At 35.6% G+C, this 24,513-nt stretch carries 15 protein-coding genes and 1 riboswitch; of the genes, 7 read left to right on the top strand and 8 right to left on the bottom strand.

Annotated elements, in window-relative coordinates:
• Positions 1-26: 26 nt before the first annotated feature.
• The 4 genes from cptA to thiB all read right to left on the bottom strand — a co-directional run bounded on the left by cptA (position 27) and on the right by thiB (position 5,186).
• A complete protein-coding gene (gene cptA / locus A9G10_RS01595) occupies positions 27-1,733 on the bottom strand; it encodes a phosphoethanolamine transferase CptA (protein WP_065557950.1) in 1,707 nt (568 codons plus the stop codon).
• Positions 1,734-1,919: 186 nt separating this feature from the next.
• On the bottom strand, positions 1,920-2,624 hold the full coding sequence (gene thiQ, locus A9G10_RS01590) for a thiamine ABC transporter ATP-binding protein ThiQ (RefSeq protein WP_065557949.1): 705 nt from the start codon (positions 2,622-2,624) through the stop codon (positions 1,920-1,922).
• Positions 2,602-4,179 carry a thiamine/thiamine pyrophosphate ABC transporter permease gene (thiP, locus tag A9G10_RS01585; RefSeq protein WP_065557948.1) on the bottom strand — a complete coding sequence of 526 codons (1,578 nt, stop codon included), beginning with the start codon at positions 4,177-4,179 and terminating at the stop codon, positions 2,602-2,604. Before thiP ends, thiQ begins: the two co-directional genes overlap by 23 nt.
• A gap of 14 nt (positions 4,180-4,193) precedes the next feature.
• Positions 4,194-5,186: a thiamine ABC transporter substrate binding subunit gene (gene thiB / locus A9G10_RS01580; protein ID WP_065557947.1), complete on the bottom strand. Its 993-nt coding sequence runs from the start codon at positions 5,184-5,186 to the stop codon at positions 4,194-4,196.
• A gap of 40 nt (positions 5,187-5,226) precedes the next feature.
• A riboswitch (TPP riboswitch) is annotated at positions 5,227-5,329 on the bottom strand.
• A gap of 311 nt (positions 5,330-5,640) precedes the next feature.
• Here thiB and A9G10_RS01575 point away from each other — a divergent pair.
• The 3 genes from A9G10_RS01575 to argS all read left to right on the top strand — a co-directional run bounded on the left by A9G10_RS01575 (position 5,641) and on the right by argS (position 13,537).
• Positions 5,641-6,288 carry a hypothetical protein gene (locus A9G10_RS01575; RefSeq protein WP_065557946.1) on the top strand — a complete coding sequence of 216 codons (648 nt, stop codon included), beginning with the start codon at positions 5,641-5,643 and terminating at the stop codon, positions 6,286-6,288.
• A gap of 315 nt (positions 6,289-6,603) precedes the next feature.
• Positions 6,604-11,616, top strand: coding sequence for an AAA domain-containing protein (locus tag A9G10_RS01570; protein WP_065557945.1), 5,013 nt, complete (start codon positions 6,604-6,606; stop codon positions 11,614-11,616).
• A 187-nt stretch (positions 11,617-11,803) separates the two neighbouring features.
• Entirely contained in the window at positions 11,804-13,537 is a 1,734-nt protein-coding gene (gene argS, locus A9G10_RS01565) for an arginine--tRNA ligase (RefSeq protein ID WP_065557944.1), read from the top strand.
• A 194-nt stretch (positions 13,538-13,731) separates the two neighbouring features.
• Here the strand turns inward: argS and A9G10_RS01560 are convergent, their stop codons facing one another.
• Positions 13,732-14,022: a putative quinol monooxygenase gene (locus A9G10_RS01560; protein WP_065557943.1), complete on the bottom strand. Its 291-nt coding sequence runs from the start codon at positions 14,020-14,022 to the stop codon at positions 13,732-13,734.
• Positions 14,023-14,476: 454 nt separating this feature from the next.
• Here A9G10_RS01560 and A9G10_RS01555 point away from each other — a divergent pair, with 454 nt between their 5' ends.
• On the top strand, positions 14,477-15,493 hold the full coding sequence (locus tag A9G10_RS01555) for an amidohydrolase family protein (RefSeq protein ID WP_218837308.1): 1,017 nt from the start codon (positions 14,477-14,479) through the stop codon (positions 15,491-15,493).
• A 144-nt stretch (positions 15,494-15,637) separates the two neighbouring features.
• Here A9G10_RS01555 and guaB read toward each other — a convergent pair whose 3' ends face one another.
• The 3 genes from guaB to ubiG all read right to left on the bottom strand — a co-directional run bounded on the left by guaB (position 15,638) and on the right by ubiG (position 19,533).
• Positions 15,638-17,104, bottom strand: a complete 1,467-nt coding sequence (gene guaB, locus A9G10_RS01550; RefSeq protein ID WP_065557942.1) for an IMP dehydrogenase — start codon at positions 17,102-17,104, stop codon at positions 15,638-15,640.
• 162 nt (positions 17,105-17,266) lie between these two features.
• Positions 17,267-18,589: a gluconate transporter gene (gene gntT / locus A9G10_RS01545; RefSeq protein WP_065557941.1), complete on the bottom strand. Its 1,323-nt coding sequence runs from the start codon at positions 18,587-18,589 to the stop codon at positions 17,267-17,269.
• 239 nt (positions 18,590-18,828) lie between these two features.
• Positions 18,829-19,533: a bifunctional 2-polyprenyl-6-hydroxyphenol methylase/3-demethylubiquinol 3-O-methyltransferase UbiG gene (gene ubiG, locus A9G10_RS01540; RefSeq protein ID WP_065557968.1), complete on the bottom strand. Its 705-nt coding sequence runs from the start codon at positions 19,531-19,533 to the stop codon at positions 18,829-18,831.
• A 368-nt stretch (positions 19,534-19,901) separates the two neighbouring features.
• Between ubiG and A9G10_RS01535 the strand changes: the two genes are divergently transcribed.
• The 3 genes from A9G10_RS01535 (at position 19,902) to licT (ending at position 24,466) form a co-directional block, all read left to right on the top strand.
• Positions 19,902-21,275 carry a sodium-dependent transporter gene (locus A9G10_RS01535; RefSeq protein WP_218837307.1) on the top strand — a complete coding sequence of 458 codons (1,374 nt, stop codon included), beginning with the start codon at positions 19,902-19,904 and terminating at the stop codon, positions 21,273-21,275.
• 297 nt (positions 21,276-21,572) lie between these two features.
• Positions 21,573-23,447, top strand: a complete 1,875-nt coding sequence (gene htpG, locus A9G10_RS01530; RefSeq protein WP_065557940.1) for a molecular chaperone HtpG — start codon at positions 21,573-21,575, stop codon at positions 23,445-23,447.
• A gap of 179 nt (positions 23,448-23,626) precedes the next feature.
• Positions 23,627-24,466, top strand: coding sequence for a BglG family transcription antiterminator LicT (gene licT, locus A9G10_RS01525; RefSeq protein ID WP_065557939.1), 840 nt, complete (start codon positions 23,627-23,629; stop codon positions 24,464-24,466).
• Positions 24,467-24,513: the final 47 nt, after the last annotated feature.

Below are 24,513 nucleotides of genomic sequence, written 5' to 3'. Positions count from 1 at the left end.
AAATGCTTGTGCAATCAGGATATCAATTACTTAACCAATTTATCAAAATCCACCAAACCTTTTTTATCATAGGGATCGCCAATCCAACGTATTGATTGTTTAAAGTTAGGATTAACTAAACTTTTTTCAGGCTGATATAAATTGTAAGTTAAGCCCGCTAAATCAGACCAAGTGTGAATTAAATCTTGAGAGCTAAATTTGCGATCAACGTAAGCTTGGTAATTATTAGGATGTGTTTTCAACCAACTTGGTGATTCCCAAAGTATAAAGGGAATAGTGTACATCGGTTTGGTTGGTGCTTTTTCGTTTCGTCCTAAGACATCATACGGTGGTGTTTGATAAACCTCTTCACCATGGTCAGAAAAATACAACATAAAACCGTTATCATGGCTCTGTTTAAAAGTATTAAACAAAGTCGTTATTACATAATCATTATAGCTCACTGCATTATCATAGCTGTTGTAGACTTTGGCGTTATCATCGTCAATATTGAATGGAATGCCTGTCTTATCTTGAAAAACATTATATTCACTACTTTTTGGATAACGAAATTCATATTTCATATGCGTACCAAGTAAATGAATAACGATAAATTTCTTTTCAGCGGGATCGGTTAACACCTCTTTAAAAGGCTGAATCACAGCATCATCATATTGTCTGGCACTTTGGTTACGATCGTTATTCATATAATATTGTTTATCTGTTTGCTTAGAAAACATGGTTAACATCGTGTTTCGTTTGGTCATTGTTTGTTGATTGGTAATCCAAAAAGTTTTATACCCGGCTTGTTTCATTAGATGAATGAGTGAAGGTTGTGTTAAGTATAAATCAGGATGCCGCTCGTCGGCGAAAGTCAGGGCTTGTTCTAAAATTTCGATCGTATATGGTCTGGATGAGACAACATCGTTAAAAACCAATAAATTTGGGTTTTCTTTTTTAAATTGTTCAATCATCGGGGTAGTATTGCGGTTATAACCATAAATTCCCATTCTTGTACGGGTAGTCGATTCCCCAATGATTAAGACTAATGTTCTGGGTGTATCCCCATTGCTATCTTTCAAATTTTCCAATGAAGGTAAAGATTGCAAATTATTCAGAATATTTTCCATATTAGAAAGTTGTGAACGGTAAGCAATATAGCTACTCAGTAATTGCCAAGGGACTGTCGTTTCCATACGGCTTAATAAATGTGCTCCCGCTTTCTCAAAAGAGGTTTTTTTTACCATTACACTGATTGCCAGTGGCATCAAAGCATAAATAGCAATCAACAATGAAACCATCCACTTAGTTTTATTTTGGACATAAACCGGCTTGACTTGTTTCCAGAGAACTATCGCGACTAAAATATAAAGGATTAATACCAAAACTAATTTAATACTCAAGTATTGCTGTATATATTCATTAGATTCACTGAAATTTGATTCAGCCATGACAAAAAATACACTTTGTGAAAACTCTTGCCGATAAATGACAAAATAAGCTAACGAAATTAAAGACAATCCGCCGACAACAATTCCATAAATAGTTGCAATTTTACGCGTATGATTAGGAAAAAATAACACCGGTATTAGCCAAATTAAACTATAAATAATGGAATCCCTTAAGCCAATAAAATTGGAGTGACCCGATAGGGAAATATAAAGTTGCAAAGCGGATGAAAAATAGGTAAAAAATAATATAATTAAAAATAACGAGGAAAAACTAAATTTCTGATCTTCTTTCAAATTTTGCATAAATATCAATAAAGAATCATGATGAATAAGTTTTTATAAAATACATTGGGTAGATTAATAAAACCTTAAACACTCACATTCGATATTGAAACTCACAAAAGCCAACGGTAATCATTAATGCCATAAAAGCGATATGAAGCAAATTTTCAATGAATATACAGTTTATTTGAAGATAATTTTATCCGATTAAATCGACATCAAGCCCAATAGCTGTGCAATAGGTTGATGTTCTGAACAGGTTAACTTTTTGGGTAAATCATTAAAAATAATCTGTCCTTCATCGACAACTAAACATCGTGAAAAATAATGCAATGATTCATCCAGATAATGGGACACCATCATTAATGTTAATTCAAATTCTTCACAAATTTGATTAACTAGTTCAAGCATTTCAAAACGGAGTGATTGATCCAGCGCAGAAAAAGGCTCATCTAAAAGTAAAATTGGACGATGTTGAATTAGACACCGCGCTAAAGCAACCCGTTGACGTTGCCCCCCCGATAATTGTTCAGGGTAACGTTGATTAAATCCTGTTAATCCAACTTTCGCTAATATATCATCAATAATTTGCATTTGTGAAATATTCAGCTTTAATGAAGGTTTTAATCCCAAAGCAATATTGTCTTGAACAGTTAAATGGTCAAACAAATTATTGTGTTGAAACAACATAGATACGGGGCGTTTTCCGGGAGTGACATTTGTCATGTCTTGATTATCGAGTATTATTTTTCCTGAATCAGGTGAAATAAAACCAGCGATTAAACTCAATAATGAACTTTTACCCGCACCACTTGGCCCAACAATGACGACCCGTTCTTTTGCGGCTATACCAAAATTAAAAAACATTTTAAAATTATCATAATGATAATTAATATGATTGAGTGTGATCATCATTCACCAAAACCAATAAACTAAAAGAGATAATTAATAATATTGCCGCTGTGACACTACCATCTTGATAATGATAATGTGATAGCTGCTCATAGAGGTAATAAGGCAATGTCATGACTGACTGCCCACCAAATAGTGCGATAATGCCAAAATCCCCTAAAGATAAGATAGCCGAAAAAACAAAACTTTTTAACATTAATTTGTTTAACGCTTTATATTCAATCAAATAAAAATGGTTAACCCCGTCAATGCAAAGGGATTGGCTTAATAGCCAATAACGCTTAGTCACATCGAACATGGGGGTAGCCAGATTTTTAATGACAAAAGGTAATGCCATTAAAGCATTACACAATATTAATAAAATGCAGATAAACCAAGTATTACCTGCATACTGATAAAATAATATAAACAGTCCTGACGCTAAAATCATGCTGGGAATCGCTAAAATTAACGAACTGGCTAACATTAATCGATTACTCCACATTATCTTTTGATAAATGAGCAATCGACTATTTGTCCAAAGAATAAATAGTGCCATTAACAGGGTTACGATGGCGGATCCCAATGCAATGAAAAGTGAAAACAATGTTGCATGTTGAAAGGTTGGCGTGAACAGTGACAAACGGAAAAAATAGACACCATCAATCACGATATTGATCAAAGGAAGTAAAATAAATAATCCCCCCATAATAATCACGATTGAACTTAGCAAGGCAGCCCAGCCAGAAACAGGAAAGCGATAGTTTTGCTTTATAAAGCGCATTGTGACTTGTTTATTATTATTAAATTTTTGCATTATTCCCATAAAACTTACACAACAAAGCAATTGCAATAGGGAAAGCAAAACCGCTTGAATAAAATCAAAATCACGAATGGATTGATAAATCGCTACTTCAATGGTGGTATATTTGGGGCCACCGCCTAAAGCCAACACAATCGCAAAACTTGAAAAACAAAGCATAAAAATCAGTGATGCCATAGGCAATATTTGCCGACGAAGATGAGGCCATTCAACTAATCGAAAAAAAGTGTAACCTGAAAAATTCAATTGAGCGGCTAGCTGTTTCTGTTCAACAGGCACACTCATCAACGTTCGGTAAAATAGACAACAGGCATAAGGAAAATTCAAAAATACATGGGCTAATAAAATTCCTTGTAATCCATAAATTGACCATGAAAACGGCAATCCAATATATCCAACAATGATTGACAATAATCCCTGTTGCCCATAAACGGATAAAAGCCCTGTCACAACAACTAATGCAGGCAAAATAAAGGTCACCGGCATTATTCGCAACAATAGAGCTTTTCCCAAAAACTCAACCATGGATAAAGCTTTAGCCATTAATATAGCCAAGAAAATAGAAAGACATGTTGATAAAGTGGCTTGATAAACAGTTATCCACAAAATATGTAATAAATAGCTGTCAATATAACTATTTATCTCACCTGAAGTTATTGCGTAATAACCAATGGATAATAATGCACTACCCAGCACAACCATTATGCCACTGGCGGCAAGAATACCGGGTATTAACGTTCTGAAATTCAACATGTTAATGTCTATAATTACTTACTGATCGCTGATTGCCACTCACGAATCCAAGCTTTTTGTCCTTTTTCAACTTGCTCAGATCCAAATTCTAACGCCTTAGTGACTGGCTTTATTTGCTGGTAAGCCTCAGGTAATGTCGTTGGAATAATCGGGTACATCACATTCTTTTCAGCAATCTGACGTTGTACTTCAGGTCTTAGTAAATACTGTAAAAACTGACGTGCTAACTCAGGTTGCTGACTATATTTGATAATACCTGCAACTTCAACTTGACGGTAATGTCCTTCATCAAAAATGGCTGCCTCATAGCGATGATCATTTTTCATAATATGAGCAATCGGCGATGTACTGTAGCTTAAAACAAAATCAGCTTCGCCTTTCAAAAACATACCATAAGATTCACTCCAGCCTTTGGTGACGGTTACCGTATTTTTAGCGACCTTTTTCCATACATTGGCAGCATCATCGCCATAGATATTTTTGATCCAAAACAATAGACCTAGTCCTGGCGTGCTGGTTCTTGGATCTTGATAAATAATTCGCCAATTGGCTTTATTATCAACAAGTTGTTGCATACTATGTGGGGGATTTTTGATTTTATCTTTGTTATAAATAAAAGCAAAATAACCAAAATCATAAGGAAGAAAATCATTATCCCACCAATCAGTGTTAAGATTATCAGGTTTATTGATTTGATGAGGAATAACAATATTAGCTAACTTAGCTTGTTGTAAAATGTTATTGTCTAAGCCTAAAATAACATCGGCATTGGTCTTTTTCCCTTCGAGCCGGATACGATTTAAAATAGATACACCATCCCCTAACGAAATAATATCCAACTGACAATCACACTCCGCTTCAAAACCTTGCTTAATGGCTTCACCGGGGCCCCACTCAGACATAAAAGAATTGTAACTATAAACGGTTAAAGTTGGCTTAGCATTGGCGGTATCAATAAAGAAAAAGGCTGAAAAAACAAAAAACAAAAGAAGATTCTTACGAAACATTTTGCCTCCAAAATAGTGAATAAAAGACAAAAGGTTTGAGCAGACACAATAACTCAAATCCCTCCGCTGGCATGATCCAGTTCAGGTTCGACGGGTTATGTTAACCAACATTCTCAGCCATTTGGGCACCCCGTTGAGAACGATAAATAGTTTAGTGTTTACCTCATTGATTGTAAACAGTTGTAATTGCGATAGCATGAATAATAACAAGCATCTTTGATAATAGTTAAGGTAAAAAGGTAACGAATTAATATTCTAAAATTAGATAATTTTAAACCGATTTTAATTGCGTCTTATTTTGGATTATTACCTAATTTTAATCACTGTTTAACGGATTGAGCATTCAAGAAATTCAAAAAAAATAAGTTATTAATTAAAAAAATAGTAGATGTTACTCAATTGCTTTGTATATAATAAAAACGTCAGTTATTTGATTTTTATTAAAGGATTAATTATGTCTCAATCTTTCAAGAGCCCTCGCTGGATGCGTGATTTAAATCGCTATCTAAATTCAAAACCTCAATTCGTTTTATCTGGAAATATTCATGATCGACAACAATCGAAAATTGATACTGATACCATTATTTCCGAAACATTAGTCTTGTCGATTTATCGAATTTTAAAAAATGCAAAATTTAATCATGTCTTATTGTGGAATTCAGATTCTGGATTCGAAGAAATTCAAACACCTGACTTACCGGCAATAGAGAGCGATATATTGTTTAAACGCCTTAGATTAAATGCTGTTCACAAAAAAGATTCCGCAAAGATAAATCATTTAAGTAACACGTTAGATCAATTAGTTAGCTATGATGAACAGCCTGTTGCTTTGATAATTGACTATGAATCACATTTGTCTAAAAATCGTCATAATATGAGTTTTAGTGAGCATCAACTTTTTGCGCGTTCTTTAGCACTTTCACAACTTGAATACCCAAAACCTAGAGGTTCAAGCGATCAGTTATGTATAAATACCATTATTTGGCTAGTTGAAAAGGAAAGTAATTTACCGGATTGGTTGCTCATTAATAACCCTAAGATTCGTCATATTCCTGTGACTACATCCAGTTATGCAAGTCGTAAAACTATAAATGATGAATAGCTAGAGTGGCTCGTTTTTTAAAAGATCATCGCATAAAGCAGGTTTACTTAAGAGGTCATAATGAATTCAAAATAGATTGATGTTGATTTAATATAGATAAATTAACGACCAATAAGAGTTTTAGGGCTTATTTTGAATTGTATATTTAACCAAATAATGGATACCATTTGTTAACCCAAATCGGGCTAAAATGCGTGTTTACTATCGACATTTTTAAAATTAGTCTTTATAAATAATCATTGTCATTCTACAATTCAATATAAATAAAAATGATAAAAATAACATCAACATTAAGTTGAATGTAAGGAATACAAAATGGAGTTAGAGCATCACTGCCGTCATTGCCAAACTGAACGCTTCGATAATGAAATGCTAAGTAACCATTTGATCGATGATAAAACATATCATTATGATTTATTATCCGTTTCACTCAAAAATTTTATTGATACAAAACCATTAAAAAAATTTCAATTGATTAGTGAAACTATGCCTATTAAAGAGCATAAATCCAAACTAGGGTTATGGCAATTATCTATACGAGCCAATAATGTTCGCTTACGTGCATCAAATTTACAAATCAAACTGGATGAAAATGGACTAAAAACACTTCAATTAGCCTGCTCTAAAAACCAATTAATGGCAATGTGGATTAAACGCTCATCTTTCTTTCCTGATGCCAATAATCTTGGATTAGTATCATTAATGGAACGTAACAATATTGGTGAAGAAGATCTAATCATTTTACTCAGTGCACAAGAAGATCAATTTAAAACGGCTAATGACGTCATCAATGAATGCAAACAATTAGCCAATGATTATGATATTGATATTTTAAGCGATGTAGAGTTATCAAATTATTTTAAGCAACCTAGATTAAAACTATATCAACTATTGGATGAGCGAATAGAAGGATTTGCCGAACTGGGTCATGAAGAGCTCGATCAGTGGACACAGCAGTATCGTCTTGAAAAACGGATACCATTTTGTCGGCTGTTGGTTTTATTGAGCATTCCTGCTGAACATTGGATTAAGCCGCCGTTAAAAAAATACTCATCTCGAATTATCGATTTCTTTCATAAAAAAGTATCGATGAGTATCTTGCAAGGCCCATTAGTTAGGATGAACCTAGGTCGTTTTACACCTCGTATTGATCTTAATTTATTAGGAACTGCATCTTTACCGTCAAATAAACTACTTGATCATATTCTCGCTCGACAATCTCGTCAGCAACAAATTGATATTAAAGCCGTGTTCGAAGCGAATGAACTTCTTGAAATCAAATTACGCAATTTAGTTCGGACAACCACTATTTATCAACGGGATACGGGTATTGACAGTCTTTATATGGGATTTCCTTTTTTAATTTATCAAGAAATCAGTGGCAATCGGTTACCCAGAATAGCACCGTTATTACTTTGGCCTATAAAAATGAATGACGATATGGCATCAATGAAACGACTTACACTCGCCTTTGATCGTCAACGAGAAGAAATAAGAATTAATCCCGCACTTAAAGGGATTTTGGGCAAAACAGTGTTCGAACAATGGAAAAATGTTTTTGATGCCTTAATGGTACGTTCAACGTTAAATACCCTTGAGGTTATGAACGAATTAAAGTCGTTAGGACAAATTTTGTCGACTCAAATCGATGATTTACCAACATCGTTTGAACCAGAAAAAGGTAAAATCTACTTTGCTTGTTCCGCTGTGTTATTTGATGCCAACTTTATAGGGCAATCAATTGGTGAAGAACTTAGTCAATTAAAAAAACTCGACTACGACAACACAGCACTTGAAACCGCACTAAAACTGAAATCCAATTCTCAAATCGATGAGCAAATTGAAAAACCAGAGGTACAAAATTGTTTTTTTTCGGTTGCCAGTGACCCAAGCCAAGAAAACGCTGTTTTACAAGCACGATTAGCGCCCGGTTTGTTAATTGAAGGTCCACCAGGAACCGGAAAAAGTCAAACCATTGTTAATATGGTTGGCGACGCAATTGGACGCCATAAAACGGTACTGATTGTTTGTCAAAAAAAAGCGGCACTTGAAGTTGTTCATAAGCGTTTAACTGCCGAAGGGCTGGATACGCGCAGTATAATGATTAACGATATTAATGCTGATCGCTCCAAATTGATCAATAGCATCCGTCAACAGCTCGATTTACTGGACAAAAACCTACCTTCAGATGACTACATTAAAGCGCGCATCAAACTGGCAAAAGCAGTGACTAAACTGGAAGCACAGATCGATCAATATGATGAGGCATTATATAATCAACACACCCATTTTGGTTTAAGTTATCGGCAGTTAATCGCTGATTTAATTACGATTGCCAACAATCCACCCAAATTAACCGTACCGGAATTACGCAAAATATTTCATAATCTTGATATCAAACAACTATCAATGATTAAGGATCAGTGTTCACCCTTACTTTCACTGTGGTTAGCGGCACAATATGAACATAGTCCATTATCAGAATTAACAGAATTTTCAAATGATCCAATTACGATTAATTTATTTAATCAATCACTGACTCAATTTATTCAAGTTGAACACATTAGAACAGCAAACCTTGATAACCAATCTATCCAATTTGATGTTGATGATCCCCTTCCTCATCAACAGTGGCTTAAAAAAGAAAGTGAAGCTTTTTTAAATATCACGGAAAATCTTCGGGAGCGATTATTAAAATGGTTACCCTTGTTCAAAATTCAAAATATCCAAACCGGTAACTTAGAAGGTGATAGACTCATCAATGGGTTAAAATTTTTGCAAGATCAGCTATCTTATTTAAACTCAGATGGTTGGTGTCACCTGTCTCAAAAATTATGTTATTTAGAGCCAAAGATACTAGAAGATTTACTGAATAAAGCAAGAAAACTCATTACCCCTAATGCTTGGTACAAATGCCTGAGTTTGCAACGCTATTTAGCAAAAAAAGGGCTTTTTAACTTTTTAGCTATGCACGGGGAGGAAGCAAATATTAACCGCATTCCAATGCTTTATGAGTCGCTATTATTGGAGTCTGAATATCGGCCAATTCGCAAAACGTTACTTAGTATCTTTGTTGATTTGCAATTACCTCAACACAATTTAACGCTTAATCTTGATACCACTAAGTACTTGATCGAGGAAACATTATCGGAACTTGAAGAAGTCAAAGCTTGGGCTGATAAAATTCACCAAGCTCCTTATAGTCAGTATGTAGAGCAATCATTATTGAAAAGTAGCGACGCTTTTCAAAATTTAATTAATGAATACGAAGCTGCCTTTATTCGTTATCAATATCGTCAAGATTCAGAACAACATTTATCCTTACTCAGTCAATTTTTGAATGAAAACCTGTATCAAAATTGTTTACAGGCGATTGAAAAAAATCAGACAACTCCTTCAACTATCGACGCTATCTACCATGTTTTACCTTCATTAAAAGCGTATCAAGCCTTTCGTAAAGAAGCCGTTCAATTATCAGAAACGTCACTTGAAGTATTGGCAAAACTAAGACCTTTTGAATCTGAGCTAGCCTTATTAAGCCCAGAAAATCAACAATATCAATTTAGACAACTATTGGATTATGAAGCTAAAACGATTTGGAAATTATATACCGAACAAGAAAACCCGATATTACAGGTTGATCAGCAAGATATCAATCAAACCATTGAACAACTAAAATCTAAAAATGAACAGATGCTTCAACTGAATAAACAGTTACTGCTTAATAATATAAAATGTAATCAGTTGGCCGATCCCAAAAGGTGGGAAGGAATAACAAGACTAACAGGTCAACGCGCCAAACGATTACGTGAGTTCATCGAGCAAGGTATACCGCTTGGATTAATGCTCTTAAGACCAATTTGGTTAATGAATCCCGACACCGCAAGTCGCTTATTGCCCTTAAAAGCGGGGTTATTTGATTTGGTCATCTATGACGAAGCCTCGCAAATGCCTATTGAATACGCTATACCTACGCTTTATCGAGGCAAAATTGCCATAGTCAGTGGTGATGACAAACAGATGCCACCCACTACATTTTTTGGCGTACAAACAGACGCTGACATAGACGAAGAAGCTGATGATGATACTATTCAAGCACTATCAGAAGATGTTAACGAAAATCCTCTACTTAGTCGTTGGAATTTAAAAGAGATTATGGATTGTCCGGATTTATTACAACTTTCTCGTACTGTATTGCCAACAACTTATTTACAAATTCATTATCGTTCCGCTTATCGTGAACTGATTAACTATTCCAATACGGCTTTTTACCGTAGCCAACTGAACGTGCCTGTCAGACATTCAGCCAATATCATTAAGCAAATCAAACCAATTGAATATATTTGGGTAAATGGTCTATATGAAGATCAAAGCAATTATAGTGAAGCACTAAAAGTTGTTGAAATGGTCGATAACATTTGGAAAAAAAATATTACTCATCGTCCATCCATAGGCGTTGTAACCTTTAACAAAAAGCAGGCCGATCTAATTGAAAAATGTTTTTATGAAAAAGCCAATTTAGATAAAAAATTTTCAGACATTTTTGAACAAGAAAATCAACGATTCGATCAGGGTGAAGATGTATCAATTTTCATCAAAAATGTTGAAAATGTGCAGGGCGATGAACGTGATGTTATCATTTTTTCAACGACATTTGGTCGTAATAAACAAGGTATTTTCAGGCGAAATTTTGGCATACTAGGGCAACAAGGTGGCGAAAGACGCTTAAATGTAGCCATCACCAGAGCTCGCCAAAAAGTCATTTTGATCTCATCAATGCCTATTGAAGATGTTTCTGATGCGCTAGCCACTAAACGTGCTCCAACATCCCCTCGTGATTACCTACAATACTATTTAGCTTATTCTAAAGCATTATCTGAAGGTAATTTTACTTTTGCTGAATCATTACTTAATCTGATCGAACACGCACATAAGAATTCAGATTTGCCAATACCAACACAACACGATGACGGACTGCTTGACGATGTAGAAGATTTTATTCGTTCGCTTAAATTATCCTATAGCCGCCACTCAGGCAGTGGCGTATTTACATTAGATTTTACTATTGAAGATCCGAGCACTAAACTTTATTGTATTGGCATTGAGTGCGATGCGCCAATTCACCCATTATTATCCAATGCACGATATAGAAACATTTGGCGACAATCGGTATTATCTAGAACCATTCCGCATATATTTCGCTTATCTTCACGTAACTGGTATGAAAATAATGAACATGAAAAGCAACGACTACAAAATTATATTGAAAATATATTAGAAAAAAGATTAAGCACACACTCAACGACTAAAATGTTAGTCAAATTTTGACAATGTTTATCACCTAATTGACCGATTAACATCGGTCATTTTTTTCAATCATACTTTTGATTGAAAAATCCCCTAACAGGAAATCAAAACCCTGTTAAACTAAAGTAAACGACATCATCTGAGCCGTGACAAGTGTTTACTTTATCGGTATTATATTGGGCATTTATGATAATTGATTAGGTTTAGTGTGAATATTCAACAATTACTAACTCAACGTGTTTCGCAAGCAATGATAATGGCCGGTGCGGATAATAACTGTGATGCCTTAATAAAACAATCAGCTAAAGTACAATTTGGTGATTATCAAGCTAATGGCATCATGGCAACCGCCAAAAAGCTAGGTATGCCACCAAGAGCGTTGGCGGAAAAGGTTTTACAACATCTAGATATTGATGACATTGCCGAAAAAGTCGAAATTGCTGGCCCCGGTTTTATTAACATCTTTTTAAAAAATAGTTGGATTGCTCAACAAAATGAAGTTGCACTGAGTAGCGATAAACTGAATATCACCTTACCTGCAAAAGCACAAACGATTGTTGTAGACTACTCAGCACCAAATGTTGCTAAAGAAATGCATGTCGGTCATTTACGTTCAACAATCATCGGGGATGCCACTGTTCGAGTGTTAACTTTTCTTGGTCATAATGTTATCCGAGCTAACCATGTCGGTGACTGGGGAACACAATTTGGAATGCTCATTGCTTATTTAGAAAAAATGCAAAATGAACATGCCAATGATATGCAATTATCCGATCTGGAATCGTTTTATCGGGCAGCTAAAAAACATTACGATGAAGACGAAGTTTTTGCTGAAAAAGCACGTAATTATGTTGTAAAACTTCAAGGTGGTGATGAATATTGTCGTGAAATGTGGCGAAAATTGGTCGATATCACCATGACGCAAAATATTGCGACTTACAAACGGTTAAATGTCACGCTTTCCGTTGAAGACACCATGGGCGAAAGCATTTATAACAAAATGTTACCCGGCATTGTGGCAGATTTAAAACATAAAAAATTAGCGGTAGAAAGCGAAGGGGCTATCGTTGTATTTTTAGATGAATACAAAAATAAAGAAGGCGAACCAATGGGCGTGATTATTCAAAAACGCGACGGCGGTTACCTTTATGCAACAACCGATATCGCTTGTGCCAAATATCGTTATGAAACATTACATGCCGATCGCATACTTTATTATACCGATTCACGTCAGCATCAGCATTTAGAACAAGTTTGGACAATTGTCCATAAAGCCAAATATGTGCCTGACTCTTTAAAACTCGAACACCATATGTTTGGTATGATGTTAGGAAAAGACGGTAAACCGTTTAAAACACGATCAGGTGATACGGTCAAATTAAATGATCTTTTAGATGAAGCGACCGAACGGGCAAAAGTCTTAATTCAAAGTAAAAATCCAGAACTAACTGAGCAAGAGTTAGCCCAAGTCGTCGATGCTGTTGCAATTGGTGCGGTTAAATACGCTGATCTTTCTAAAAATCGTACTACTGATTATGTTTTTGATTGGGACAATATGCTTTCATTTGAAGGTAATACGGCACCCTACTTACAATATGCTTATACTCGTGTGTTATCAGTATTTAGAAGATCCAATATTTCAGAAGATGACTTATCGGGAAGTATTATTTTAGAAACAGAAAAAGAACGCGCATTAGCCACACGATTGATTCAATTTGACGAGACGATATCAGTGTTAGCAAATGAAGGAACGCCTCACGTGCTTTGTGCTTATCTTTATGACATTGCAACGCTTTTTTCAAGTTTTTACGAAAACTGCCCTATTTTAACAGCTGAAAATGAAAACCTAAAATTAAGTCGCTTAAAATTGGCTTCTTTGACAGCGAAAACACTTAAAGTAGGATTAGATATGTTAGGCATAAAAACCGTTGAAAAAATGTAATTTCAACAGAATAGATGCCTGATGTTATAACTGTTCATCACTTTATTAAATCGGTTGCCAATAAAAATTTTGGCAACCGATTTGCTTGATTAAACTGCACCAAGCTTTATCGCATTCGCGTTATTAATATAAGATTTTTTGACCAATTTTTTCCTTTCTCACACAATTTGGTTAGTCAGTTGTTCGGTCTAATCTTATAACACAGGTTTCAAAATACAAATTTCGAGTTTTTCGCAATGCTCTTTAGCAAAGGCGGCGAATTCAATAAAATGTGGGGTATGATTGTGCAAATCAATTGCTTGTTTTGAAGCCCATGTTTCAATGACGATATAAACATCTGGATCATCAATGCTTTGATTAAGTTCATAACGAATACATCCCGCTTCTTTACGGCTTGCTTCAACAAGTTTTTTAAAAAGCGTTTGAAAAGCGGCATGATTTTCTGACTTGATTTTTAGAGTAGCAACTATATTTAACTGGCTCATATTCACCTCTTATCTTTGACACACTTTATCAACTCAATACTAACATAGGTTGTTTTAACATCAATAAAAAAGCGTTGTGGAAAATCTCATTTTTTTGACAATCGCTTATTGATAAAAATTAATCCTTTAACCTAATCATGTTATCCGAAATAAAACCAAAATTGTTAATGACTATCAAATGATGACAAGAAAATCTAAAAAATAATACTTTAACCATATCATTTATTTACATATTTTCACTATTATAAAGCTTGATCTTAATCAAGATAGGTTTAGAATTTCTGCTACTAAATAACCTGCTAGAGCCTTTAAACTATGAAGCCATGTGAATCAACAATCGAGATTTTAAACATTGTTGGTTCTATTTTTAATCCTCCTTTATGGAGGATTTTTTTTAGCTGTTATTTTTGAATTTTTAAACCAACTTTTGGTCATTTATTTGTAGAGGCATATTATGACAGACAACAAAAAAATGTTATTAACCAGTCGAGATCAAAGTTTAAAAGCATTTTTAATGAACAAAATCAAGCAAAATGGCGGATGGGTTAATGCACATATGCACGCTGATCGTGCTTTTACAATTACCGTTGACAGTTTTGATGTCTACCAAAAACAGACATTGATTGAAAAATGGGATACGTTAGACAAAGTCAAAGCAGCCATGAGCGAAGAAGACTATTATCGTCATTTTAGTATGGCTGTTGAACGAATGATTGAACAAGGTGTCAGTGCCATGGGATCATTTGTGGATATTGACCCTATCGCTGAAGAACGTGCAATCAAAGGTGCATTACGGGCAAGAGAAACCTATAAAAACGATATCACCATTAAACTGGTGAATCAGACCTTAAAAGGCGTGATTGATAAAGAGGCTCGCTATTGGTTTGACAAAGGTGCTAATCTTGTCGATATTATTGGTGGCTTACCCCGCCGTGATGAACGTGACCATGGTGAAGGAATGGGACTTAAACATCTGGATGTATTAATGCAAACGGGCAAAGCATTAGGTAAAATGGTGCATGTTCATGTTGATCAGTTTAATTCATCCGATGAGATTGAAACAGAGCAATTAACGGATAAAACCTTAGAACATGCAATGCATGGTCGTGTAGTGGCAATTCATAGTATTTCAATTACTGCCCATAGCTTAGAATATCGTCAAAAATTATACCAAAAAATGAAAGAAGCCCAAATGATGGTGATTGCTTGTCCGTTTGCATGGATTGACAGTCCAAGGCGTGAAGAACAAGGTCCAACCCGTAACTCCTTAACCCCTGTTGATGAATTAGCCGCCGCTGGAATTCCTGTTGCGATTGGTACCGATAATGTCAGTGATTATATGCTCCCCTTTTCAACAGGTAACATGTGGGAAGAGCTAAAACTGCTTGTAACAGGATGTCGATATACCGATTTAGATAATGTGGTTAACGTCGCCACTCGAAATGGACGTAAAGTGCTGGGACTTGAGTAATTAACGCAAAACGTTATAAACCAAGTTTTTAAAGCAAACTATCCCCTTTAAAGATTAAAAATCCCAACAACGCTGAGATTGTTGGGATTTTTACTACTATTGAACAGCATCAATGATTAACGACGCTTTTATATTAATAAAAAATTAAGATCCTGCTCGATAATTTGGTGGCTCTTTGGTTATTAGCACATCGTGAACATGGCTTTCTTTCATACCGGCACCGGTTATTCGATAGAATTTAGATTGCGTTCTTAGCTCATCGATAGTGGCACAGCCAGTTAATCCCATACAAGAACGTAATCCTCCCATTTGTTGGTGAATGATTTCTTTTAATGGGCCTTTATAGGCAATACGCCCTTCAATACCTTCAGGAACTAATTTATCAGCAGCATTATCCGATTGGAAATAACGATCAGATGAACCTTTCGCCATTGCACCAAGTGATCCCATACCTCGATAAGATTTATAAGCTCGACCTTGATATAATTCGATTTCACCCGGGGCTTCTTCTGTCCCTGCAAACATTGAGCCAACCATAACACATGATGCACCGGCAGCTATGGCTTTAGCAATGTCTCCCGAAAAACGAATACCACCATCAGCAATAACAGGAATATTATGTCGTTGTGCCATTTCAACTGCATCCATAATGGCACTAATTTGTGGCACACCAACTCCTGTCACAATACGTGTAGTACAGATAGAGCCCGGCCCAATACCGACTTTAACGGCATTAACCCCTGCATCAATTAATGCTTTTGCGCCTTCCGCTGTAGCAATATTCCCACCAATAATTTGTAATTCAGGATAAGCTTGTCTTGTTTGACGAATCCGCTCTAATACTCCTTCTGAATGTCCATGAGATGAGTCAATCAATAAAACATCGACCCCTGCTTCAACTAATGCAGCAATCCGTTCTTCATTGCCTGCACCGGCACCCACAGCAGCCCCTACGCGTAAACGCCCTTTTTCATCTTTACAAGCGTGCGGTTTCTGTTCTGCTTTATTGTAGTCCTTAACCGTTATCATTCCTTTAAGATGAAATTTAGAATCAACAACTAACACTTTTTCAACACGGTGTTCATGCATTTTTTTCAGCACAATTTCACGTTGTTCGCCCTCTTTTACCGTAACAAGTCGTTCTTTGGGTGTCATTACTGCTGTTACCGGTAACGATAAATCAGTCGCAAAACGAACATCTCGAGCGGTAATAATCCCGACTAACTCTTGAGATTGAGTAACCACAGGAAAACCAGCAAAACCATACTCTTTGGCAAGTTCGATAACATCTCGAATCGTGGCAGTAGGTAAAACGGTCACAGGATCTTGGACGATACCGCTTTCATGCTTTTTCACCCGCCTTACATGGTTAGCCTGAGCTTCGATTGACATATTTTTATGAATAAAACCAATTCCACCTTCTTGAGCAAGGGCGATGGCTAAATCGGATTCGGTCACCGTATCCATTGCAGCTGACAGCATCGGAATATTCAATTTTATTGTTTGGGTTAGCTGAGTAGAAATAACCGCAGTGTTGGGTAATACCGTGGAGTGGGCTGGAACTAATAACACATCATCAAATGTGAGTGCTTCTTTAACTATACGAGACATGACAATATTCACCATTGAGTTGAATTGTTGATAAAATATTGCCGATGTATTCTACTGACTTTTGCGATAAAAGACCAGCGCTATTTTGAGTCTTGAAATAGTTTGAACAGTTATCCTTCTTACTATTTCATCAAAAATAATGATATCTAATATAAACTAACCTTATAAAAAAAGATTAATGATCAAACAACCGATTAATCCACTGACAGATATCACGGTTTCGAGTAAAGACCATGATTTCAACGTTTCGGTAATGCTCAGATTAAAATATTCTTTAAATAACCAAAAACCAGGATCATTTACATGCGAAAAAACGACACTACCCGCACCCGTTGCAATAACCATTAATTCTGGGCTAACACCTGTTGAAGCAATTAATGGGAAAACAATCCCGCCTGCTGTTAATGCTGCAACCGTTGCCGAACCTAATGCTAATCTTAACAAGGCTGCAATTAGCCACGCCATAACAATGGGGGAAATGGTTGATTCATGCATCATCTGTTCGATATAAACTTTCACGCCACTATCCACAAGAACTTGCTTAAATGCCCCACCACCACCAATAATCAATAACATCATTGCAATAATTTTAATTGAATCAACTAAGCTAGTATTGATGTCTGACATGCTACGGCCACGTAATAAACCAAAAGTGAATATGGCTATTAATACTGATATCAGCGTGGCAATCACTGGATCCCCAAAAAATTCAACATAGGGTAGAAACCAATGTCCATTATTTAAAGTCATTTCACTTATGGCTCGGATTGACATTAATATAACTGGAATCAATGCGGTAAAAAGACTGACACGAAAACTAGGCATCTGCTGTTCAGTAAATGTTTTAGTACTATATAAGCCTTCTTCAACAGGATGATTAATCGCACGAATAAAAGGTAACTTAGTTAAAATAGGCCCAGCTAATATGACGGTTGGAATACCTATAATTGTGCCATAAAGTAAGGTTTTTCCCATATCCGCTTTAAATATCTGTGCAATCGCTGTTGGTCCGGGGTGTGGTGGTAAAAAACCATGTGTAACCGACAAAGCTGCTGCCATAGGAATACCAATGTATAGCGGAGAGATGCCTAAAGTTGCCGCTATAGTTAGAATCAAGGGTAACAATAAAACAAAACCAACCTCATAAAACAGAGCAAATCCAACAATAAATCCCGTAAGCGTCACTGCCCATTGAATCTTTTTATCGCCAAAAGTGGCAATAAGCGTTGTTGCAATTCGCTGTGCACCTCCACAATCGGCTAGTAATTTGCCTAACATTGCGCCAAATCCCATAATTAATGCTAAGCTGCCAAGCGTGCCACCGACACCATTTTTAATTGATTTGATAACCTCCATAACGGGCATCCCTTCCAGAACACCGACACTAAGTGCCACCAAAATTAATGCGATAAAACCATTAACTCGTAAAGGTAACATTAAAATCAATAACATCAAGACACCGAAAGCAATAATGATTAATGGCATAATCAACTCCTCTTAATCAACGACATCCAATCTGGTTAAATTGACACAGCTAGACTTAAATACTTTAAACATAATTAGAAAATTGCAAATCAATTAAAATTTGAAAACATCGCATTTTATGGGTAAGTACGAATGAATTAACAATAAGTATTTACCCACATAGTATCGATATATGTGGGAATGTTAGAGGAAAATTTACACTATTTATTAGAAATGAGAATAAGATCACACTTTTAAATTTAAACTTCTTTTTGCGCCATTAAAATATAATTTACATCCACATTGTGACCTAATTTGAATTGATTTTTTAAAAGATGATATTCCATACCAATAATGCCTTTAACCGCTAATTTAGATTGCTCGACTAAGTCCATTAATTCTGAAGGTCGAATAAAGCGATTAAAATCATGTGTTCCTTTTGGTACAAGCCGAGCAATGTATTCAGCGCCATAAATAAGTAATAATTTTGCTTTGGTATTTCGATTGATTGTTGATAAGAAAAGTTTGCCATTGGGTTTTAGCAACTTAGCACAAGCATTAATAATGGAGAATGGATCGGGGACATGCTCTAATAACTCCATACAAGTAATCACATCATAATATTCTGAGCGATCTTCTGCATGTGCTTCAACAGTTTGTTTTTGGTAATCTATAGAAAGACCATTTTGCTCAGCATGCATTTTGGCAACGTTTAAAGACTCCTCCGCCAGATCGATAGCGGTCACTTGCGCACCTAGTTTAGCAAGGCTTTCTGATAAGATGCCACCACCACACCCGACATCTAACACCTTTTTGCCAGTAAGGGATTCGCATTGCTGCAATATATAATCAACACGTAATGGATTAATGATATGCAAAGGTTTACATTGACCATTTGGATCCCACCATTGTGCGGCTAATTGTGAGAATTTATTTATTTCGTTAATATCGATATTTTGTGACATGCTGGCGTTTTTAAAGTGTAAAAAATGAGGTTTACTATATGCTAACTCCAATCAATTATCAATAAAATAGCTTACACTGTCCTCTTTTTATTAACAAAAATATCCACTTAATTTAAGCACTCAAATGATATACTTTTTACCCTTATCGGTATATTGAAACTCATCGGTTGGATCTAATAATAATCGAATCATTTGATTCATTTCAATGATTGACGCCAATTCCAGCTAAATTTTTAAACTAATATTGTTAATCACTGTAATGATTTCTTGTGAATAGTTTGATTTCATGGCATGATTTAAAGTTTTAATTAAGACATAATTTTACTAAACGCAAATTAAACTATTTATTAAGAATTAAAGGAAAATTCATGAGTACAGGTACTATGAAGAAAAGTCATTCCCAATGGAGCTCACGCATGGGATTCATGCTAGCAGCAGCTGGCTCTGCTGTGGGTTTAGGTAATATTTGGAAATTTCCCTATATGGCGGGTGAAATGGGGGGTTCAGCATTTGTGCTCACCTATTTACTCTTTATGTTTATCATTGGGCTACCTATCCTTGTTTTAGAATGGTTGATAGGGCGCCGAGGGCAAAAAAATCCGATTCATACCATGCAAGATGTGGCCGTTTCTGAAGGTCGCTCAAAATTATGGGGCTGGGTAGGAATAATTGGGGTACTTGGTTCATTCTTAATTCTCTCCTTTTATAGTGTGATTGGTGGCTGGGCAACAGATTACATCGTTCTAGCAGCGCAAGGCACATTTGAAGGTGCGAATGGTGGAATAACCGAAAATCTCTTTACTAATTTTCTGGGCGATGTAAATAGTTTATTAATCTGGCATACAGTATTTATGTTTGCAACGGCCTTTATTGTCGCTCTCGGTGTTGGAGCTGGCTTGGAACGTGGCTGTAAGATTATGATGCCTGGTTTAGGTATATTACTCTTAGTGCTGGTTGGTTATGCCGCATATGCCAGCGGTTCTTCTTTCTGGAAGGCATGTGATTTCTTATTTACACCTAACTGGTCTGCCTTAAATGGTACGGCAATATTAGCGGCTTTAGGTCATGCATTTTTCAGTCTATCTTTGGGTATGGGGATAATGATGGCATATGGCTCGTATTTAGGGAAAGATGTCAATCTACTCTCAACAGCCAGAACAGTGGTCATTTTAGATGTAGTTGTGGCGGTTTTATCAGGATTAGCAATATTCCCGCTTGTTTTTGCTAATGATTTACAACCGGGTTCAGGCCCTGGTCTCATCTTTGTGACACTACCAATTGCATTTGGCAATATGGCTGGCGGTTCAATTTTAGGCATATTATTCTTTATATTCTTAACGTTTGCTGCATTAACCTCGTCAATCTCATTACTAGAACCGACTGTTGAGTTACTCGAAGAAAAAACCCATATGGGACGCAAAACGGCAACCATTGTCACCAGCGTGATTATTTGGGCTTTAGGTATTGCTTGTATTCTTTCATTTAATAAATGGGCAGATGTTACATTATTTGATAAAAATATTTTTGATTTACTTGATTACTTAACCAGTAAAATCATGTTGCCAGTAACTGGTTTAGGAACCATTATTTTTGCTGCATGGATGATGAATCAAAAACGAATTCGTGAAGAACTTAATCTAAACGCTTTCTGGTTTAACATTTGGACAATCTTGACCCGTTTTATTATTCCAGTGGCAATTATTGCTATTCTTGTTTTTGGATTTTTTCCCGAAGGGAAATAATTAATTATGATCGGCAAAGCCTTGATATTTTCAAGGCTTTCTTCCCTCAAAGCTAACAAAAAAACAGCAAACGATTAACAAAATTACTTAAGCTCTATTGAAAACCTCATTTTAGTTCCCATATAACAATACAACAATAAATCAAACTATTATGACAATGTTATTCATTTAACAGATATACCCTTTTGCAATCAAATTTGCTTTTGCAGACGTTGAAAGCATGGATAGCTGTATTAATTATGGTTATCGGTATAAATTGTTAATTGAATCAGTTAAATATTTTAGAGGAACTAGTCAATGAGTAAGCAAGGTACAGAAACTCGTGGATTTCAATCCGAAGTTAAACAAATTCTTCATTTAATGATACATTCTTTATATTCCAATAAAGAAATATTTTTACGAGAATTAATTTCGAACGCTTCCGATGCAGCTGATAAATTACGCTTTAAGGCACTTGAAAACCCTAACCTTTATGCTGGCGATGCTGAGCTTGGTGTACGTATTTCTGTAAATAAAGAAGCAGGAACCTTAACCATTGCCGATAATGGTATCGGTATGACACGTGATGAAGTTATCGAAAATTTAGGTACGATTGCCAAATCTGGCACCAAAGCATTTTTGGAATCAATCGGTAGTGATCAAGCTAAAGACAGCCAACTAATTGGTCAATTTGGTGTTGGTTTTTATTCTGCATTTATTGTGGCGGATAAAGTCACCGTCAAAACTCGTGCCGCAACCGCTAATGCTGATGAAGCTGTTATGTGGGAATCGGCTGGCGAAGGTGAATATACGATTTCTGATGATAATAAAGAGACTCGTGGTACTGAAATTATTTTACATCTGAAAGAAGATGAAAAAGAGTTTTTAGATGACTGGCGTTTACGCTCAATTATCAGTAAATATTCTGATCATATTTCACTCCCTGTTGAAGTACAAACCATCGACGAAGAAAGCAAAGACGTAAAATGGGAAAAAGTAAATAAAGCTCAAGCCCTTTGGACACGAAGTAAATCTGAAATTACCGACGAAGAGTACAAAGAGTTTTATAAACATATTTCTCATGATTTTGCCGATCCACTAAGTTGGAGCCACAACCGAGTAGAAGGTAAACAAGAATACACCAGTTTACTTTATATTCCTTCAAAAGCACCGTGGGATATGTGGAATCGTGATAACAAACACGGTCTAAAACTTTATGTACAACGTGTCTTTATTATGGATGATGCAGAGCAATTTATGCCAAACTATTTACGCTTTGTAAAAGGTTTAATCGACTCTAATGATCTTCCATTGAATGTATCACGTGAAATATTGCAAGACAACAAAATCACTCAAAGTTTGCGAAATGCATGTACCAAACGTGTATTACAAATGTTAGAAAAACTGGCTAAAGATGATAAAGAACAATATCAACAGTTCTGGAGCGAATTTGGCTTAGTGTTAAAAGAAGGAACGGGTGAGGACTATGCTAACCGTGAAGCTATCGCGAAATTGCTCCGTTTTGCTTCTACGCATTCTGATAGCAATGCGCAAACCATTTCATTAGACGATTATATTAGTCGTATGCAAGAAGGTCAGGACAAGATCTACTACATCACCGCTGATAGTTATGGTGCTGCTAAAAATAGCCCACATTTAGAATTATTCAGCAAAAAAGGCATTGAAGTCTTACTATTATCTGATCGTGTTGATGAGTGGATGATGAGTAATTTAACTGAATTTGAAGGAAAACAGTTCCAATCAATCAGTAAATCTGACGAATCGATTGAAAAACTAGCCGATCAAGATAGCGAAGAACAAAAACAAGCAGAAAAAGAGCTTGAACCATTTATTGAACGTGTCAAAGCAGTGTTAGGCGATAAAGTAAAAGAAGTTAAATTAACGCATCGTTTAACCAATACACCTGCAATTGTGACCACTGCAGCGGATGAAATGACCACGCAAATGGCAAAACTTTTTGCTGCTGCGGGTCAAAAAGCACCTGAAATCAAATATACGTTTGAGATCAACCCTGATCATAAGTTAGTAAAACGTATTGCTGATACACAAGACGAAACGGCATTTAGCGACTGGATTGAATTACTATTAGATCAAGCGCTACTGGCTGAAAAAGGATCGTTAAGTGATCCGAGTAAATTTATACAAACCATGAATAAACTGCTTGCAGAATAATCGATAAATAATAAAACCCGATATTAGACAATAATATCGGGTTTTTTGTTAACTTCTATTTAAGTTAGGTAATCGAAATTTACTAAAAATATGATGCCTATCACATTTTCTTATATTTCTTCTTTTCATTTTCTGCTGTCTATTCATAATACCTAAAGTTTACAATCAGATGGTGACAGATGAAAGTTTATAAAATTCTCAATAACAATGTGGTGGTTACACTCGACTCTAAAGGCAATGAACTTATTGTCACTGGTCGGGGCATTGGATTTAAAAAACGTGAAGGAGACTTGATTGATTCTAAACTGATTGAAAAACAATTTTCCCTCGACAACCAAGAAACGCTACCAAGATTTGCTGAATTACTATCCGAAATACCGATTGAAATAATTACCACCTCAGAAATCATCATCAATCACGCAAAACAAGTTCTTAATGGAAAACTCCAAGACAGTATTTATATTTCACTCACAGATCATATCCATTTTGCCATAGAGCGCCATAAACAAGGATTTGATATTCCAAATAGTTTTTTATGGGAAACAAAAAAGCTCTATCCTAAAGAGTTTCAAGTTGGTTTATATGCTTTATCGGTCATAAAAAAACGTTTATCTATTGAGTTACCTGAAGATGAAGCGGGTTTTATTACCTTTCATATTATTAATGCTCAGCTTAATGACACGATGCCCAATATTGTCAAAATGACCAAAATCATGCGTGAAATTCTCAATATTGTCAAATACCATTTTAATTTTGAGTATGATGAAGATTGTCTTTCTTACCAACGCTTTATTACCCATTTAAAATTCTTTTCACAACGTATACTGACTCAAAGTCAACCAGTTCAACAAGATGCCTCATTATATGAATTAATTCGCAAAAAGTATGAACAGGCTTATCTATGCACAAAACAGATTGATCTCCATTTAATTCAACAATATCAACATCCACTTACCGATGATGAGAGTCTGTATTTAACCATTCATATCGAACGATTACGCACTGAGCTTAAAAAATAATGTGATGTAGTTCACAATTCGAACATCTTAAAATGAGAAATCATATT

This window comes from Gilliamella sp. wkB308, assembly GCF_001690185.1.
GTDB lineage: Bacteria > Pseudomonadota > Gammaproteobacteria > Enterobacterales > Orbaceae > Gilliamella > Gilliamella apicola_I.
This window is presented reverse-complemented; position numbering and strand designations above follow the sequence as displayed.